This is a genomic window from Streptomyces lomondensis (assembly GCF_014651035.1).
GTDB lineage: Bacteria > Actinomycetota > Actinomycetes > Streptomycetales > Streptomycetaceae > Streptomyces > Streptomyces lomondensis.
The window spans coordinates 428,368-442,825 of the sequence record NZ_BMWC01000007.1 but is presented as its reverse complement, the minus strand read 5'-3'; the positions used below and the strand labels follow the sequence as shown (position 1 = coordinate 442,825).

The following is a 14,458-nucleotide window of genomic DNA, read 5'->3' as shown; positions in this document are numbered from 1 at the left end:
GACGCCCGGGATGCCCGCTGGGCTGACGCCCGGGGCGCCCACCGGCCTGACGCCCGGGACGCCCGTCGGGCTGATGCCCGGGATGCCTGCGGGTCTGATGCCGGGGATGCCCGCTGGGCTGAGGCCGGGACGTCCGTCGGGCTGATGCCCGGATGCCTACGGGTCTGATGCCCGGGACGCCCGCTGGGCTGAGACCCGGGACGTCCGTCGGGCTGATGCCCGGATGCCTGCGGGGCTGACGCCCGGGACGCCCGCCGACCCGAGACCCGGGACACCCGCCGGCCTGACACCGGGACGCCCGCCGACCCGAGACCCGGGACACCCGCCAGCCTGACACCCGCGACACCCGTCGGGCTGATGCCCGGGATGCCCGTCGGCCTGGTGCACGGGATGCCTGCGGGTCTGATGCCCGGGACGCCCGTCGGGCTGAGGCCGGGACGCCCGCCGACCCGAGACCCGGGATGCCTGCGGGCCTGACACCCGAGACACCCGCCGGCCTGACCCCCGGGACGCCCGCGAGGCCGGCACCCCGAACGCCCCCGAGGCCCACACCCCGAACGCCCGGAGCCCCCCAGCCGTCACGGTCAGATCTGTGCCCGGGCCTGCTTTCTGATCTCCGTCAGCCGCTCCGCCCCGAGTCGCACGGCCTGCTGTGTGACCTCCGCGTAGACCTCGCCGAGGCCGGCGTGGGTGAGGACGACGGTCTCCTCGCCGACCCGCGCGGCGGCGAGGTCCATGGTGAGGTACGTCAGCTCCCCGTCCTCCGTCTCGCCGGCCAGCGTCACCCGCAGGGCCTGGCGGGCGTCCCCCACCGGCGGCAGCGGCAGGTCGCGGACCTCGACGCCCTGGACGCCGCCGCGGGTCGTCGCGGCCGTGAACTGGCCGCACCGGCCCGGCAGCGACTTCAGCCAGTCCAGGGTGCGGTCCACGTCCGCCGGAGGGTGGGCGGCGATCTGATAGCGCACCTGGGCGTCGCTGTCGGCGTCGTCGAACGCCGAGGTCGCGTGCGGGCCCCGCGGGGCGCCGAAGACCTCCTCCGTGTAGAGGGCGTCGAGCAGCCGCTGGCACTCCCGGTCCTCCGTGGTCGCCTTGAGCAGCCCGTCCCGCCAGGTCCTGGCACCCCGCGTCGGCCCCCACGGCTCCCCCAGATCGGCCGCGGTGATCAGCGCCGCCTGTGCCTGCGCCTCGGTGAGGGCGGCCCCCGAGCCGGCGGGCTGCTCGACGGCGGGCGATGCGGCGGCGGAGGCCGAGGCGGAGAACCACCGCGGCCGCGGCTCGCCCTCGATGGAGCAGCCTGCCGTGGCCGGCAGGGCGGTCACGGACAGCGCGGAGGCCAGGAGGGCACGGGCGGCGGCCGGAGGGTGGGACATCGGGGTGTCTCCTGGTGGGGCGGGCCCTGTGGAAGCGGGCGGTCCAAGATCGGGTGCTGCTCTTACGGCACCACCGCGACCGCCCGGCCACCAGCGCGACGGGCCGTCCGGGTGAGGGGACGGCGCGGCGACCCCGCCGCGGCCGCGCGGGGACGGAAAATCCGTCGCTCCGACACCGCTGCCCCTGCTACGGTCCCGCCCATGAAGCGCGCCAAGCCGTTCCCGTCTCTCACGACGACGCCGGAGAGTGTCCCGGCGCGCTGACAGCTGACCTGAGTGTCCGAAGCCCCGGGGCGAGTGCCCCGGGGCTTCGTCGCGTGGTGCTCGTCCCGACCTGGGAGGAGCCCGCCATGCACGACCACCGCCGACTCGGCCGTGAACTGGACCTGTTCGACACCGACCCGCTGATGGGCGCGGGGCTGCCGTACTGGCTGCCCGACGGCGCGATCGTGCGGCACACCCTGGAGGAGTACATCCGCGAGGCGGAGCGGCGGGCGGGCTACCGGCACGTGTACTCGCCCGTCCTCGGCAAACGGGAGCTGTACGAGATCTCCGGCCACTGGGACCACTACGGCGACGACATGTTCCCGCCCATGGACCTGGGCGCCGAACAGGTGCTGCTGCGCCCCAGCCTGTGCCCCCACCACGCCCTCATCTACCGCTCCCGCTCCCACAGCTACCGCGAACTCCCCCTGCGTATGGCGGAGCTGGGCGGCATGTACCGCTCGGAGCTGTCCGGCGTCCTCGGCGGCCTGACCCGGGTGCGGGCCATCACCCTCAACGACGCGCACATCTTCTGCACCCTGGAGCAGGCCGTGGCGGAGGCGCGCGCCGCGCTGGAGCTGATCGGCCGCGCCTACGCCGACCTGGGCATCCGCGCGTCCCGGCACCGTCTCTCGCTGCCCGGCGAGGGCGGCAAGTACGTGGCCGACCCGGAGCTGTGGCGGCGGGCCACCGCCCTGCTCCGGGAGGTCCTGGACGGCTCCGGCATCCCCTACGACGCCGCCGAGGGCGAGGCGGCCTTCTACGGCCCGAAGATCGACGTGCAGATCACCGACCCGGCCGGGCGGGAGGCCACCCTCTCCACCGTCCAGATCGACTTCCACCAGCCCGAGCGCTTCGACCTGCACTACATCGGCGCCGACGGGGCGAAGCACCGCCCGGTGATGGTGCACCGCAGCATCATCGGCAGCGTGGAGCGCGCGGTCGCCCACCTCATCGAGGCGCACGGCGGCGCCTTCCCGCCGTGGCTGGCCCCCGTACAGCTGGCAGTCCTGCCGGTCGGGGACGAGCAGGCCGAACACGCCCACGCCCTCGCGGACCGCGCCCACGGGCTCGGTCTGCGCGCCGAGGTCGCCGGGCCCGAGCAGGGCACCCTCGCCGCCCGGATCCGCGCGGCCCGGCTGGTCCCCTACCAGGCGGTGATCGGCGGGCGCGAGGCCGACGCCGGGCTGGTGGCACCGCGCCTGCGGGACGGGCGCCGGCCGGACCCGCTGCCCGCCGACGAGCTGCTGCGGCGCGTCGCGGACCGGGTGGCGGCCCGCGGCACCGGCCTGTGGGAACCGGCGTAGGGCGGACGGGCCGGGGTCAGCGAGGGGCGTCCAGGAGCCCGGCGATCTGTTCGTGCAGCTCGTGCGGCAGGTCGAACGCCCAGCGCCCGGCCGCCTCGCCGGCCAGCTCCCGGCTCCAGCGCCAGCTGTTGCGCGCGGCCGTACGCACCTCCAGCTCGCGTGCGACGGCCGTGGTGGTGACGTAGCGGTCGCGGTCGGCGGCCGGCAGCTCCTGCTCCAGGGCGCGGCTGGGGGTGAGCCAGTGGGCGGTGCTGCCCCGCAGCAGGCGGCAGAGCTGGAGCTGGAGCGGGGCGACGACGGTGTGCAGTAGCGCGTGGGCGCGGGCGATCTCGCCGCGGGCCAGGATGTGGGCGAGCATCAGCGTCCAGTTGGCCAGCTCGTCGGTGAGCTGCCGGGCGGTGGACACCGGCTCGTGCGGGCGGAACTCCGCCAGCTGCCGGGCGGCCCGCGTCAGCCGCCCGGTGCGGTCGAGCAGGACGGCGTCGTCGGGGCGGGGCAGGTGCACCATGCCCTGCCAGGTGGGAACCTCGTCGATGCCGGACCCGGCCGGGGTGAGGTGGAACTCGCCGCGCATGAGGTCGTCGAAGACGACGGTGAGGATGTCGTACATGTTGGTGTACGCGAGCCGGAGCGGCGCGAGCTGCTCCAGGAAGGCCCGGCCGTCGAAGCCGGCGACCTCGTCGTCCTGGATGTAGAGGTACGCCTCGATGTCGGAGTGGGCGTCGGCCTCGCCGAGGGTCCACGAGCCGTAGAGCAGGACACCCTCCAGTCGCGGGTCGGCGTGGGCGAGCTTGCGCAGGCGGTCGATGCGGTCGTCGAGTGCGGGGGAGGCAGAGGGCATGGTCGGGATGCTAGGGAAGGCGCCCCGAGAGATCAGCTCATTTTCTGTCAGGCCGCCCTCCAGGGGCGGAGTTTGTCGGGGTTGAGCACGGCCCAGATGCGGGTGATCCGGCCGTCCGCGACGTCGAACGCGAGCACCGACACGGTGACGCCGTCCTTCTGCGCCATCAGGCCGGGCTGGCCGTTGACCGCGCACTCCAGGATCGTCACGCCGGGGACGGCGCGGGACCGGTCGACGAAGAAGCGCGCGATCTGCTCGGCGCCCTCGACCGGGTGGAGCGCGGCCGTGACGAGTCCGCCGCCGTCGCCGGTCGCCGTGGCGTCGGGGGCCAGCAGGCCGACGAGCCCGTCGATGTCCTTGGCCTCCCACGCCCGCCGGAAGGCCCGGACGAGGTCGGCGCGCTCGGCCGCCGGGGCCGCGGGAGGCCGTGCCGCGCGCACGCGGCGGCGGGCCGAGGAGGCCAGCTGACGGCAGGCGGCCGGCGTCCGGCCGACGATCTCGGCGACTTCGGCGAAGGGGTAGCGGAACACGTCGTGCAGGACGAACGCGACCCGCTCGGCCGGGGTCATCGACTCGAGCACGACGAGGAAGGCCATGCTGACGGACTCGTCGAGCGTGACGCGGTCGGCGGGATCGGCCGGGTCGGCCGTGCTGTCGCCCCAGCGCCCGCTGATCCACTCCGTCCGGCTGGGCAGCGGCTCCGGGACCCACTCACCGACGTACCGCTCGCGCCTGGCCCGGGCCGAGCCGAGCAGGTCGAGGCAGACGCGGCCGGCGACGGTCGTCAGCCAGGCGGCGGGGGAGTCGATGCCGTCCCGCTGCCGCGGGGACAGGGCGTACCAGCGGGCGTACGTCTCCTGCACGACGTCCTCGGCCTCGGCGAGCGAGCCGAGCAGCCGGTACGCGAGGTTGAGCAGCTGGCGCCGCTCGCGGGTGACCGCGCTGAGGTCGTCTGCGGGCTCGGACGGTGTGGTCATGGTGCGGATGGCTCCCTCGGTCGCACGGGTCCTCACCGGTTCGACGAAACAGCGCACCGGAATGTGAGGCGGGCCCGTGCCGCCTCACATTCGCCGGGGCTGTGTCGTCGTACTGCCGAGACCCCCATCAGGCCTTCCCTTCCAGGAGACCCCACCATGACCACCACGACCGCACTCGGCGAACTGACCGGCGACTACGTCCTCGACACTGCCCGCACCCGCATCGGCTTCGTGGCGCGGGCCATGCTCGTCACCAAGGTGCGCGGGACGTTCGACGCGTTCGAGGGCAGTGCGCGGCTGGACGGCGAGAGCCCGTCGAAATCCACGGTCCGCCTCGCGATCCGGGCGGAGAGCGTCCAGACCGGCAACCAGAAGCGCGACGACCACCTGCGCGGCGGCGACTTCCTCGACTCGGCCGTCCACCCGGCCCTCACCTTCACCTCGACCCGGGTGGAGCAGGCCGGCCCGACCGGCTTCAAGGTCACCGGTGACCTGACGGTCCGCGGCGTGACCAGGCCGGTCACCGTGGACGTCGAGCTGACCGGCGCCGGGAAGGACCCGCAGGGCGTCTTCCGGGTCGGCTTCACGGGCCGGGCGACCATCGACCGCGACACCTGGGGCGTCAGCGGCGGCCGGGGCATGGTCGGCCGGAAGGTGACGCTGGAGCTGGACATCGCGGCGATACGGCGGTCCTGAACGGCAGCCGACCGCGCTCTGGGGCGGCCGCAGCGGCTGATCCGCCGCCGGGGCAGGCCGTAAGGTCGCTGGTACGGCCCCCGCCCCGGGGGACAGCGCAGCGGAAGGAGCCTCGCCGTGACGGACGGTCAGCGCATCCCGGTGGTCATCGACTGCGACACCGGCGTCGACGACGCCCTCGCCCTGCTGTTCGCCGTCCGGCACCCGGCGCTCGACGTGCGCGCGATCACCTGCGTGGCCGGGAACACGGACGTGGACGGCGTCGTCCGCAACACCCTCACCGTGCTGGAGCAGGCGGGCGCCCCCGGCATCCCGGTCGCCCGGGGCGCCGAGCGGCCGCTGATCGAGTCCGTGCGGACGGCGCGGCACGTGCACGGCCACGACGGCATGGGCGACCTCGGCCTGCCCGCACCGACCCGCACCGCGGTGGACGTGGACGCGGTGACGCTGCTGCGCCGCGAGATCCTCGCCTCCCCGCGCCCGGTCACCCTCATCCCCACCGCCCCCCTCACCAACATCGCGCTGCTCCTGCGCACCCACCCGGAGGTGGTGCGCAACATCGAGCGGATCGTCTTCATGGGCGGCGCGGCGGCGGCCGGGAACGCCACGCCGGTCGCGGAGTTCAACGTGTGGCACGACCCGGAGGCGGCCGCGATCCTGCTCACCGCGGGGGTGCCGATCACGATGTACGGGCTGGACGTGTTCACCCGGGTCGTGGTCCCCACGGCGGACGTACGGCGTCTGCGCGCGAGCGCCGAGCCGGGCGCGCGGCTGGCCGGCGAGCTGCTCGCCCACCGCCCGGCGCACCCGGGCAGCCGCCCCGACGACCCGGAGGAGACCGCCGGCGGGCTCGGCGACGCGGGCGCGGTCTGCGCCGTCGTCGACCCGGAGGGCCTGACCACCCACCGCCTCCCCGTCGAGGTCTCCCTCGCCCCCGGCCCCACCCGCGGCATGACGATCGTCGACCGCCGCCCCCGCCCCGGCGAGTCCGAACTCCACGAGGGCACCCGCGAACAGCCCCTGGTGGACGTGGGCCTGGACGTGGACGTGGAGCGCTACGTGAAGCTGTACCTGGCGACGGTCGAGTCCGGCTGACCACGAGCGGCGCACGGACGACCGCCCCGCTGTCGTCCCGGGGAGGACAGCGGGGCGGTCGGTCACTCGTGAGGTGACCAGGCGTCCTAGGCGCCGCGCTTCGCCGCGCGGCGGCGGGTCGCGACGACGAGGGCCGCGCCGCCGGCGAGCAGGGCCGCCGCGCCGAGGGCGATCGGCCCGGTGCTGCTGTTCGCGCCGGTCTCGGCCAGGTCACCGCCACCGCCGTTCGGCGTGGGCGCCGGGGGCGTGGTCGACTCGGAGGCGGTCGGGGTGGGCGTGTCCGTGCCGGAGGACGGCTTCGAGGGCTCGGACGGCTCGGCGGGCTCGGACGGGGACGCGGGCGGCGTCGTCTCCTCGGCCGGCTCCGAGGGGCTCGCGGGCGGGGTGGAGGCGGGCGGCTCCTCCTCGGCCGGCGGCGGGGTCTGCGTGCAGTCCTTCGTGCCGCCGTTCCAGGCCGCGATCAGCTTGTCCTTGATGACCGGGCGGTCCGGGCCCTTGGGCAGCTCGCCGTGCTCGAAGCCGTCCTTCGCGTCGAGCTCGCCGTCGAACTTCACCGCGCCCCGGTAGAGGTCGATCTGCCCGAAGCAGCCCTTGTCCGGGATGGCGATGTCGAGCGAGTCGGTGCCGCCCGGCTTGACCGTCACCGTGTCGAAGTCGACGAACACCTGCTCGCCTGAGGTCGCGAAGGTCGCGCCGTGCGCCAGGTAGGAGGCGAGGGAGGCCGTGCAGGTGGCCGCGTCACCGGCGGTGCGGACCTTGATGTGGACCTTGCCGTCGTCGGTCGGCTTCAGGTTCTGGTCGTCGACCCTGACCGAGTCCTGGAAGTGCGTGCCGTCGAGCGAGAACTGGCAGCGGTCGGTCCCCGTCTCCGTGCCCGCGCCCGTCCCGGGCTTGTAGGTGCCGCCGGACGACCAGCCGTCGCCACCGGGCGTCCCGGTGGCGAACGCGGTGGTGGCGGAGGCGGCGCACAGGGCGAGGGCCGCGGCGCCCGTCCCCAGCAGGCGGCGCGCGGTGACACGTCTCGCTATGGACATGGGTATCCCGTTTCTTGGCGTGTGCCGGAACCCGGGTGGCGGCATGCGGGCAGCGCGCGGCGCACGGCTGCCGGGGCCGCACCGGGGGTGAGTGGTCTGAGAAACACTGGGCTCATTGGTCACATGCGCCTCAGTGCGCCCCCATCGTGGCCGTGCCGCAGCACGCTGTCAACCTGCGAGTATGCGAAGGGAGTTACCCCTCCATCACACTTCCATCACGTCAGGAACGGCTTGCTCCGGTCAGTCCGGTGGTTCCTTTTTCCGCCATTCTGGACAGGTTTCCTGCTGTCGCCCTATGTACGGAAGCCATGCACGGAAGAGGAGACCGCGTGACCGATCGCTCCACCCTCGACCTGTCGTCCCGGGACCCCGACTGGTGGCGCCAGGCCGTCGTCTACCAGGTCTATCCCCGCAGCTTCGCCGACGCCGACGGCGACGGCCTCGGCGATCTGCGCGGCATCACCCGCCGCCTCACCCACCTCGCCGCCCTGGGCGTCGACGCCCTGTGGCTCAGCCCCTTCTACCCGTCCGAGCTCGCCGACGGCGGCTACGACGTCGCCGACCCCCGCGGCGTCGACCCGCGCCTGGGTACGCTCGACGACTTCGACGCCCTGGTCGCCGAGGCCCACCGCCTCGGCCTGAAGGTCATCGTCGACATCGTGCCCAACCACTCCTCCCACCAGCACGTCTGGTTCCAGGAGGCGCTGCGCTCCGGCCCCGGCTCGGCCGCCCGCGACCGGTACGTCTTCCGGGACGGCCGCGGCGAGCACGGCGAACTCCCGCCCACCGACTGGCAGTCCGTCTTCGGCGGCAGCGCCTGGAAACGGGTGCCCGACGGCCAGTGGTACCTGCACCTGTTCGCGCCCGAACAGCCCGACCTCAACTGGGAGAACCAGGAGGTCCGCGCCGACTACCGCACGACCCTGCGCTTCTGGTCCGACCGGGGGGTCGACGGCTTCCGGGTCGACGTCGCCCACGCCCTCGTCAAGGACCTGAGCGAACCGCTGCGCGACCTCGGCGCACCCGAGCTGAGCCGCGAGGAGGCCCTCACCGGGATGCCGCCCGGCACCCACCCCTTCTACGACCGCGACGACGTGCACGAGATCTACCGCGACTGGCGCAAGATCCTCGACGCCTACCGCCCGCCCCGCATGGCCGTCGCCGAGGCATGGGTGCCGGGCGCGCGGCGCGTGCTCTACGCCCGTCCGGACGAGCTGGGCCAGGCCTTCAACTTCGAGTACCTGGAGGCCCGTTGGGACGCCGAGGAGCTGAGGCAGGTCATCACCGACGCGCTCGCCACCGCCCGGGCGGCCGGCGCCTCGGCCACCTGGGTGCTGTCCAACCACGACGTCATACGGCACGCCTCCCGCCTGATGCTCCCGCCCGGCACGGACGAGAACGCCTGGCTGCTGTCCGGCGGCCACGCCCCCGCGGTCGACGAGGCGGCCGGGCTGCGCCGGGCCCGGGCGGCCACCTTGCTGATGCTGGCGCTGCCCGGCTCGGCCTACGTCTACCAGGGCGAGGAACTCGGCCTGCCCGAGGTCGCCGACCTGCCCACCGAGGTGCTCCAGGACCCCATCTGGGAGCAGACGGGCCACGTCCGCAAGGGCAGGGACGGCTGCCGGGTGCCGCTGCCGTGGACCACGACCGGACCGTCGTACGGCTTCGGGCCCGGCGGCGCCTGGCTGCCGCAGCCGCCCGGCTTCGCCGCGTACGCCGTCGAGGCGCAGGACGGCGTCGAGGGCTCGACCCTGGAGCTGTACCGCACGGCCCTGCGGCTGCGCCGGAAACTCCTCGACGGCGAGGAGCTGACCTGGGCGTCGGACGCCCCGGACGGCGTGCTCCAGTTCGACCGCTGCGAGGGCTGGCGGTGCGTGACGAACCTGTCCGCGTCGGCGGTCCGGCTGCCGGCCGGTGAGGTGCTGCTGAGCAGCGCCCCGCTGGAGGACGGCCTGCTCGGGCCGGACACGACGGTGTGGCTGGGGCGGTAGCGGTTTCGTTCGGGTGCGGTGGCGTCGTGGCTGGTCGCGCGGTTCCCCGCGCCCCTTCCGGGGCGCGGGTCCACTCGCGTGGGTCAGCAGCGGGTGCCGCCTGCCCGGGCGCCCGCGAGAATCGGCGGCGGAGTGTCTTCGACCAGGCCGTATCCGGACAGGGAGCCTCGCCCGCGATGAACAGGTCCAGCAGGTCAGCAGCCGTGGCGGGGGCCGTCGTCGCGGGGGTGCTCGCGTGTGCGGGGACGCCCGCGCTCGCCCAGGACCGTGACCTGTGGGGTGCCGCGACCATCGCCCCCGGCCGCGAGGGCATCCTCGACGTCACGGGCCACGAGGGGGCAGAGCCGGGCACGACGCTGACCCTGAGCGCGCCCCGGGGCACCCGCGTGACGGGCACGCCGCTCGACGCACCGGGTCTCCGCGGCCGGGTCGCCGCCGACGGACGCAGCGGGACGTACACCGTCACCGCCGACGCGACCGGGCAGCCCGCGCGGGACCGCATGTTCCCCTTCGTGCTGGCGGTGCCCGCGGACGCCGTGCCCGGCACCCGGCTGCACGGCTGCGAGTTGCGGGTCACCGACGCGTGGGGCGTACGGCGGGCCGCGGGGCGGTGTGCCGTGACCGTGGGCCTGGCCGGGCCGACGCTGACGCGCCCCCTGTCGGGCGTGCCGCTGGGCACCCGGCCCGAGATCGCCGGCACGGCGCATCCGGGCGCCCGGGTCACCGTCCGGGACAAGGACGACCACGAGGCCTGCGCGACCACCGCCGCCCCCGACGGCACCTGGACGTGCACTCCGGGCCCGGCCTTCCCGGCCGGTCGCAACCGCCTCCAGGCGGTCGCGACCCTGAACGGGGTGAGCGCCATGAGCGAGCAGATCGACATCTCCGTGGCCACCGAGGCCCGCGCCGGTCAGTAGCGCAGCGCCCGGGCCACCTCCGCCCGGACCTCTCCGGACAGGTCGTGGGTGCTGCGGGCGGTGACCGTGCCGGACCCGTCGGCCGGGACGTCGTGCACGGTGACGACGACCGTGTCGAGCAGTCCGCCGCCGGGGTCGGTGAAGTCGACCTGGACCGCGAAGGAGCGGGCCGCGGCGTCGGTGTTGCGCACGGTGACCTCGACCCGGGCCCGGCCGTCGGAGCCGACCGCGACGGCGCCGAGCCGCACGTCGTCCTTCACGTCGATGCCGTCCCTGATGTCGTCGAGCCGGCGCTCGGCCTCCGCCGTCGCCGACTCCACCGCCTCGGAGGCCCGCGACGCGAGCGACTCGGCCGCCGACTCCGCCCTGCGGGCCGTGTCCGCGGGGCTGTCACCGCCGCAGCCGGCGAGCACGGCGAGCACGGCGGCCAGGGCCGGCGCCAGGGCGGCCCCGCCCGTCGCCCGGCGCGTCCGGTGGCGGGCAGCCATGTCGCCTCCCTGGGAAGACGCGGGCCCCTACGGCATCACGTGTGGCCGAGGCCGCCGCCGCCGAAGGACCCGCTGGATCCGGGCAGCCAGCGGCGCGGCTTCTGGTCCTTGCCGGTCCTGGTGCTCGCGCGGTGCAGCTCATGGGGCAGCAGCCGCCTGCCGTCGCGCGTCACGACCGGCATCTCGTCGGGCTCCCGCATCTCCCGCATCTCGCGGACCGGTCCGGTCTCCGGGAGGTGCGGCTGCTCCTCGGGGGCGGGGTGGTGGGTGTCCTTGTCCATGACGCGCATCCCGACCCGCACGGCCCAGATCAGCGCGCAGGCCACGATCAGCCCGCCGATGAACGCGATGGTCACGGCGACCGCATGATCTGACGACGCCGCCAGCACTTCGTACGTTGCCGTTGTCATAGCTCCGATTATCGCCGACGGATTGCCATAAAGCGCCCGGAATGTCCGGTGGCGAGAGCCGGGGACGTGAAGAGCCGCTACGGCCTCCGACCGGTCCCGGGCGGCACGGGCGGGCCCGGCCCCCGTGCCGCCTCGCGGGGTACGGTGGAGGAACCGAGGGTAAGTCGCAACCGGTGGCCGAACCGGTCTCGCCCTCGGCGCTCGACGAAACCCCCGCCTCCGTACACCGGGCTCGCGGCTTCGCCACCTCCTGGCCACGCACCCCGTCCGCAGCAGGAGCCCCCGATGACGTCCGCCTCCCCACCCCCGTCGCCCCACCCCGCACGGTCCGAGGTCCGCCTCCGGCTCGCGGCCCAGCCGCGCCAGGGCCGTACCGCACGCCGGATCGACGGGGCGTGGTGGCCCCGCTCCTACGACCTGGCCGCGGAACTGCCCGGGCTGCTGCGCGTACTGCCGCGGGCCTGGGGCCGGATCAGCAGCGTCCTGGTCAACGGGGACGCCTGGCCGGCCTGCCCGGAGCGGATGGTCGTCGCGGGACAGGCCGTCCACGTGGGCCGGAAGGACTCGCCGACCGCCCCGCACACCGTCTGCCTGCTCGCCCCCGGCCGCGGCCGCTGGGACCTGCTGGTGGTGCCGCCGGCCACGGCGGAGGCGGAGGCCGGCCGCCTCATGGAACGGGCCGTCGAACAGGGCGCCTGACGCTTGCGCGACCAGCACCAAGGCCTGTCACAGGCCTGCCCCCGCCCTCGTTCGGGCCTCCCCGGGAGGCGCCGCGGGGTGCCGGGTGGCAGATTGCGGCCAGAGGAAGGCCGGTCGGGCCGTCGCGTCCCCGCGTGTGCCGCTCGGGAGCCCGGTCCGGCCTTCCCGCCTGCCGGAGCGCGGGTCAGTAGCCGATCCGGAACGTCGCGTCCGCCCGGTCGGTGGCGGTGGCGACGGGGTCGATGCGCAGGGCGTAGCCGGAGTGGCGGATGTAGCGGGTCGGGTAGTTGTGCGAGCGGAACGACGTCCAGGCGGAGTCGGCCAGCCCGGCGACCTTGTGGAAGGTGGCGTCCTGCGCGAACGCGGAGGTGCCGTCGTTGACGTCCAGCCGCAGGGCGTAGCTGTAGTGCCGCAGGTACCGGTCCGGGTAGTTGACCGACTGGAAGGACACTCCGGAGGCGTCGGCGAGGCCCGGGACGAGCTTCCACTGGGAGTCGGTGTACGGGTCGAGGGGGTAGGGGTCGATGCGGCCCGCGAAACCGGCGTGGCGGACGTAGCGGTCCGGGTGGTTGTACGACTTCAGCCGGTTCCAGGCCGGGGCTCCCCAGTGCGCGAGGAGGTTGTCGTACTGCGTGCCCGTGAGCGCCGCGATGCTGCCGTGCTTGGAGTTCAGCGGCTGCGTGTAGCGGCGCTGGTCGACCGGCGTCCAGGTGCCGGAGGCCAGGTCGGTGGTCTGCCAGGCGTAGAAGACGCCGTTCGGCGTGTACGTGTCACCCCAGAGGTACCAGGTTCCGGTCGACTGCGACCGCACGAGGATCGGCGCCTCCGTGCCGCCGTGGGCCACGGGCGTGCTGAACACCTGCCAGCTGCGCGGGGCGAGGGTGGCGGAGCGGGCGCCGACCAGGGTCTGCTTGGAGCTGTCCTTGAAGTACATGTAGTTCGTGCCGCCGACGCCGAGGGCGAAGCTGCCGTCGATCACGTCGTAGCCCGGGTCGAAGAAGACCTGGGGCGCGGAGACCGTGCGGAAGTCGGTCGTGTAGTTGACCATCAGCACGTTGTGGCCGCTGGAGTTCACGGACGAGTAGACGATCCCGTACTGCCCGCGCCCGGCGTCCCAGAAGGCCTCCGGGGCCCAGCTGTGCGTGGCCATGTCGTGCAGCTTCAGCAGCCGGTAGCCGGTGAGGGAGCGCAGGTCGGCGGAGTCCCAGACGTGGATGTACTGGCTGTTGCGGTTCCAGTCGGTGCCCTTGAGGTCGGTGGCGAGCACGACGAAGGTGCCGTCCTGCTTGCGCAGGATGAACGGGTCGCGCAGGCCGCCGGCGCCCTGGGTGGGGGTGACCACCGGCTGGTTCTGGTTGAGCGGCGTCCACTCCAGCCCGTCGAGGCTGACGGCGAGGTGCAGGCCGTAGGCGGTGCCGGCGCCGAGGTTGGTCGACTCGGTGAAGTAGCCCATCACGTACGCCGGTCCGGTCGCCGCTCCGGCCGTGCCGGCGCCCAGGGCCAGGTCGGTGGTGAGCGCGAGCGGCAGGGTCGCGGCCATGCCGAGGAGGTGGCGGCGGGAGGGTCTGCGAGGGGTGGTCATGGTTGGCTCGGCCTTCCGTCGGGGGTACGGAGCGAAGCTGCGCGTTTGAAATACCGAACGTGGTTCGGCAATTCGGCCAGACGGTAGGGCCGGTGACCGTACGGCGTCAATGACTCGGACGCGAAGTCCCGGCGGGGGAAGGCCCTGTGGCGCGAGGCCCCTATGGCGCGAGCGCCTTGCGCAGGGTGCGCAGGCACAGGGTCAGGGCGGAGTGCTTGGGCGTGCCGGTGGTGCGGGCCTGCTCCCAGGCCGAGTAGAGCAACGCCCACACCAGGTTGCGGATCCACTCCTCGTCCAGCTCCGGGTCGATGCTGCCCTCGGCGTGGCCGCGCCGGACCGTGTCCAGGAAGTGCCGGTCGGCGGCGGTCTCCTGCTCCCAGCCGGACCAGTTCGTCAGCTGCGGCGTCTCGAACATCAGCGTGAGGCCGTCGCCGAGCTCGAAGTACTCCTGGCACAGGCGCTCCAGGGCCTTGGCGGCCGGGCCGTCGTCGAGGCGGGCGCGCTCGGTGGCCGCCGCGACCTTCTCCAGGACGTCCGCGCCGATGGCCGCCAGCAGGTCGGACCGCTCGGGGAAGTAGCGGTGGACCGTCGTCCGCCCCACGCCCGCCGCCGCCGCGACGTCGCCGAGCGACGCGGTCGGGTCGCCGGCCAGCAGGGCGACGGCGGCCTGGACGATGGCGCGCCGCGTCCGTGCCCGTGTTCCGCTCTCGGCCGCGACGGCCCGGTCCTCACCCATGCGCATACGGTAGCGCGCTCCTCCGTGGTGAAAATTCCTTGACCGTTATGG

Annotated in this window: 14 protein-coding genes; 6 read left to right on the top strand and 8 right to left on the bottom strand. The window is 74.3% G+C overall.

The genetic code is table 11. The features are described 5' to 3' along the window. Positions 1-584: 584 nt before the first annotated feature. Entirely contained in the window at positions 585-1,370 is a 786-nt protein-coding gene (locus IE255_RS25055) for a hypothetical protein (RefSeq protein WP_190052599.1), read from the bottom strand. Between the two features lie 350 nt (positions 1,371-1,720). Between IE255_RS25055 and thrS the strand changes: the two genes are divergently transcribed. Continuing rightward, complete coding sequence (gene thrS, locus IE255_RS25050; protein WP_190052598.1) at positions 1,721-2,941, top strand: threonine--tRNA ligase; 1,221 nt, start codon at positions 1,721-1,723, stop codon at positions 2,939-2,941. Positions 2,942-2,957: 16 nt separating this feature from the next. On the opposite strand, the gene IE255_RS25045 is transcribed toward thrS, so the two are convergent. Together IE255_RS25045 and sigJ are read right to left on the bottom strand one after the other, a co-directional pair. Then, positions 2,958-3,782, bottom strand: a complete 825-nt coding sequence (locus tag IE255_RS25045; RefSeq protein ID WP_190052597.1) for a nucleotidyltransferase domain-containing protein — start codon at positions 3,780-3,782, stop codon at positions 2,958-2,960. Positions 3,783-3,829: 47 nt separating this feature from the next. Continuing rightward, complete coding sequence (gene sigJ, locus IE255_RS25040) at positions 3,830-4,759, bottom strand: RNA polymerase sigma factor SigJ (protein WP_190052596.1); 930 nt, start codon at positions 4,757-4,759, stop codon at positions 3,830-3,832. Positions 4,760-4,915: 156 nt separating this feature from the next. On the opposite strand from sigJ, the gene IE255_RS25035 reads away from it, so the two are divergent. Next, entirely contained in the window at positions 4,916-5,455 is a 540-nt protein-coding gene (locus tag IE255_RS25035; RefSeq protein ID WP_190052595.1) for a YceI family protein, read from the top strand. Positions 5,456-5,572: 117 nt separating this feature from the next. Beyond that, positions 5,573-6,550, top strand: coding sequence for a nucleoside hydrolase (locus IE255_RS25030; protein WP_190052594.1), 978 nt, complete (start codon positions 5,573-5,575; stop codon positions 6,548-6,550). An 86-nt stretch (positions 6,551-6,636) separates the two neighbouring features. On the opposite strand, the gene IE255_RS25025 is transcribed toward IE255_RS25030, so the two are convergent. Continuing rightward, complete coding sequence (locus IE255_RS25025) at positions 6,637-7,584, bottom strand: LAETG motif-containing sortase-dependent surface protein (RefSeq protein ID WP_190052593.1); 948 nt, start codon at positions 7,582-7,584, stop codon at positions 6,637-6,639. A gap of 308 nt (positions 7,585-7,892) precedes the next feature. Between IE255_RS25025 and IE255_RS25020 the strand changes: the two genes are divergently transcribed. After that, a complete protein-coding gene (locus tag IE255_RS25020) occupies positions 7,893-9,575 on the top strand; it encodes a glycoside hydrolase family 13 protein (RefSeq protein WP_190052592.1) in 1,683 nt (560 codons plus the stop codon). A 176-nt stretch (positions 9,576-9,751) separates the two neighbouring features. Then, positions 9,752-10,492 carry an Ig-like domain-containing protein gene (locus IE255_RS25015; protein WP_190052591.1) on the top strand — a complete coding sequence of 247 codons (741 nt, stop codon included), beginning with the start codon at positions 9,752-9,754 and terminating at the stop codon, positions 10,490-10,492. Here IE255_RS25015 and IE255_RS25010 read toward each other — a convergent pair. Both IE255_RS25010 and IE255_RS25005 read right to left on the bottom strand, forming a co-directional pair. Next, on the bottom strand, positions 10,486-10,980 hold the full coding sequence (locus IE255_RS25010; RefSeq protein WP_190052590.1) for a hypothetical protein: 495 nt from the start codon (positions 10,978-10,980) through the stop codon (positions 10,486-10,488). The two genes, IE255_RS25015 and IE255_RS25010, sit on opposite strands and share 7 nt — an antisense overlap. Positions 10,981-11,015: 35 nt before the next feature. After that, positions 11,016-11,390: a DUF6479 family protein gene (locus IE255_RS25005; RefSeq protein ID WP_190052589.1), complete on the bottom strand. Its 375-nt coding sequence runs from the start codon at positions 11,388-11,390 to the stop codon at positions 11,016-11,018. 285 nt (positions 11,391-11,675) lie between these two features. Between IE255_RS25005 and IE255_RS25000 the strand changes: the two genes are divergently transcribed. Then, positions 11,676-12,089, top strand: coding sequence for a DUF5994 family protein (locus IE255_RS25000; RefSeq protein ID WP_190052588.1), 414 nt, complete (start codon positions 11,676-11,678; stop codon positions 12,087-12,089). A 184-nt stretch (positions 12,090-12,273) separates the two neighbouring features. On the opposite strand, the gene IE255_RS24995 is transcribed toward IE255_RS25000, so the two are convergent. Beyond that, on the bottom strand, positions 12,274-13,671 hold the full coding sequence (locus IE255_RS24995; RefSeq protein WP_190052587.1) for a glycoside hydrolase family 43 protein: 1,398 nt from the start codon (positions 13,669-13,671) through the stop codon (positions 12,274-12,276). Positions 13,672-13,831: 160 nt separating this feature from the next. Further along, positions 13,832-14,407, bottom strand: coding sequence for a TetR/AcrR family transcriptional regulator (locus IE255_RS24990; protein WP_190052586.1), 576 nt, complete (start codon positions 14,405-14,407; stop codon positions 13,832-13,834). Positions 14,408-14,458: the final 51 nt, after the last annotated feature.

Excerpts from the sequence above, each read along its gene's own strand:
- IE255_RS25055 (WP_190052599.1), bottom strand. The coding sequence starts at position 1,370 with ATGTCCCACCCTCCGGCCGCCGCCCGTGCCCTCCTGGCCTCCGCGCTG.
- thrS (WP_190052598.1), top strand. The coding sequence starts at position 1,721 with ATGCACGACCACCGCCGACTCGGCCGTGAACTGGACCTGTTCGACACC.
- IE255_RS25045 (WP_190052597.1), bottom strand. The coding sequence starts at position 3,782 with ATGCCCTCTGCCTCCCCCGCACTCGACGACCGCATCGACCGCCTGCGC.
- sigJ (WP_190052596.1), bottom strand. The coding sequence starts at position 4,759 with ATGACCACACCGTCCGAGCCCGCAGACGACCTCAGCGCGGTCACCCGC.
- IE255_RS25035 (WP_190052595.1), top strand. The coding sequence starts at position 4,916 with ATGACCACCACGACCGCACTCGGCGAACTGACCGGCGACTACGTCCTC.
- IE255_RS25025 (WP_190052593.1), bottom strand. The coding sequence starts at position 7,584 with ATGTCCATAGCGAGACGTGTCACCGCGCGCCGCCTGCTGGGGACGGGC.
- IE255_RS25020 (WP_190052592.1), top strand. The coding sequence starts at position 7,893 with ATGCACGGAAGAGGAGACCGCGTGACCGATCGCTCCACCCTCGACCTG.
- IE255_RS25015 (WP_190052591.1), top strand. The coding sequence starts at position 9,752 with ATGAACAGGTCCAGCAGGTCAGCAGCCGTGGCGGGGGCCGTCGTCGCG.
- IE255_RS25010 (WP_190052590.1), bottom strand. The coding sequence starts at position 10,980 with ATGGCTGCCCGCCACCGGACGCGCCGGGCGACGGGCGGGGCCGCCCTG.
- IE255_RS25005 (WP_190052589.1), bottom strand. The coding sequence starts at position 11,390 with ATGACAACGGCAACGTACGAAGTGCTGGCGGCGTCGTCAGATCATGCG.
- IE255_RS25000 (WP_190052588.1), top strand. The coding sequence starts at position 11,676 with ATGACGTCCGCCTCCCCACCCCCGTCGCCCCACCCCGCACGGTCCGAG.
- IE255_RS24995 (WP_190052587.1), bottom strand. The coding sequence starts at position 13,671 with ATGACCACCCCTCGCAGACCCTCCCGCCGCCACCTCCTCGGCATGGCC.
- IE255_RS24990 (WP_190052586.1), bottom strand. The coding sequence starts at position 14,407 with ATGGGTGAGGACCGGGCCGTCGCGGCCGAGAGCGGAACACGGGCACGG.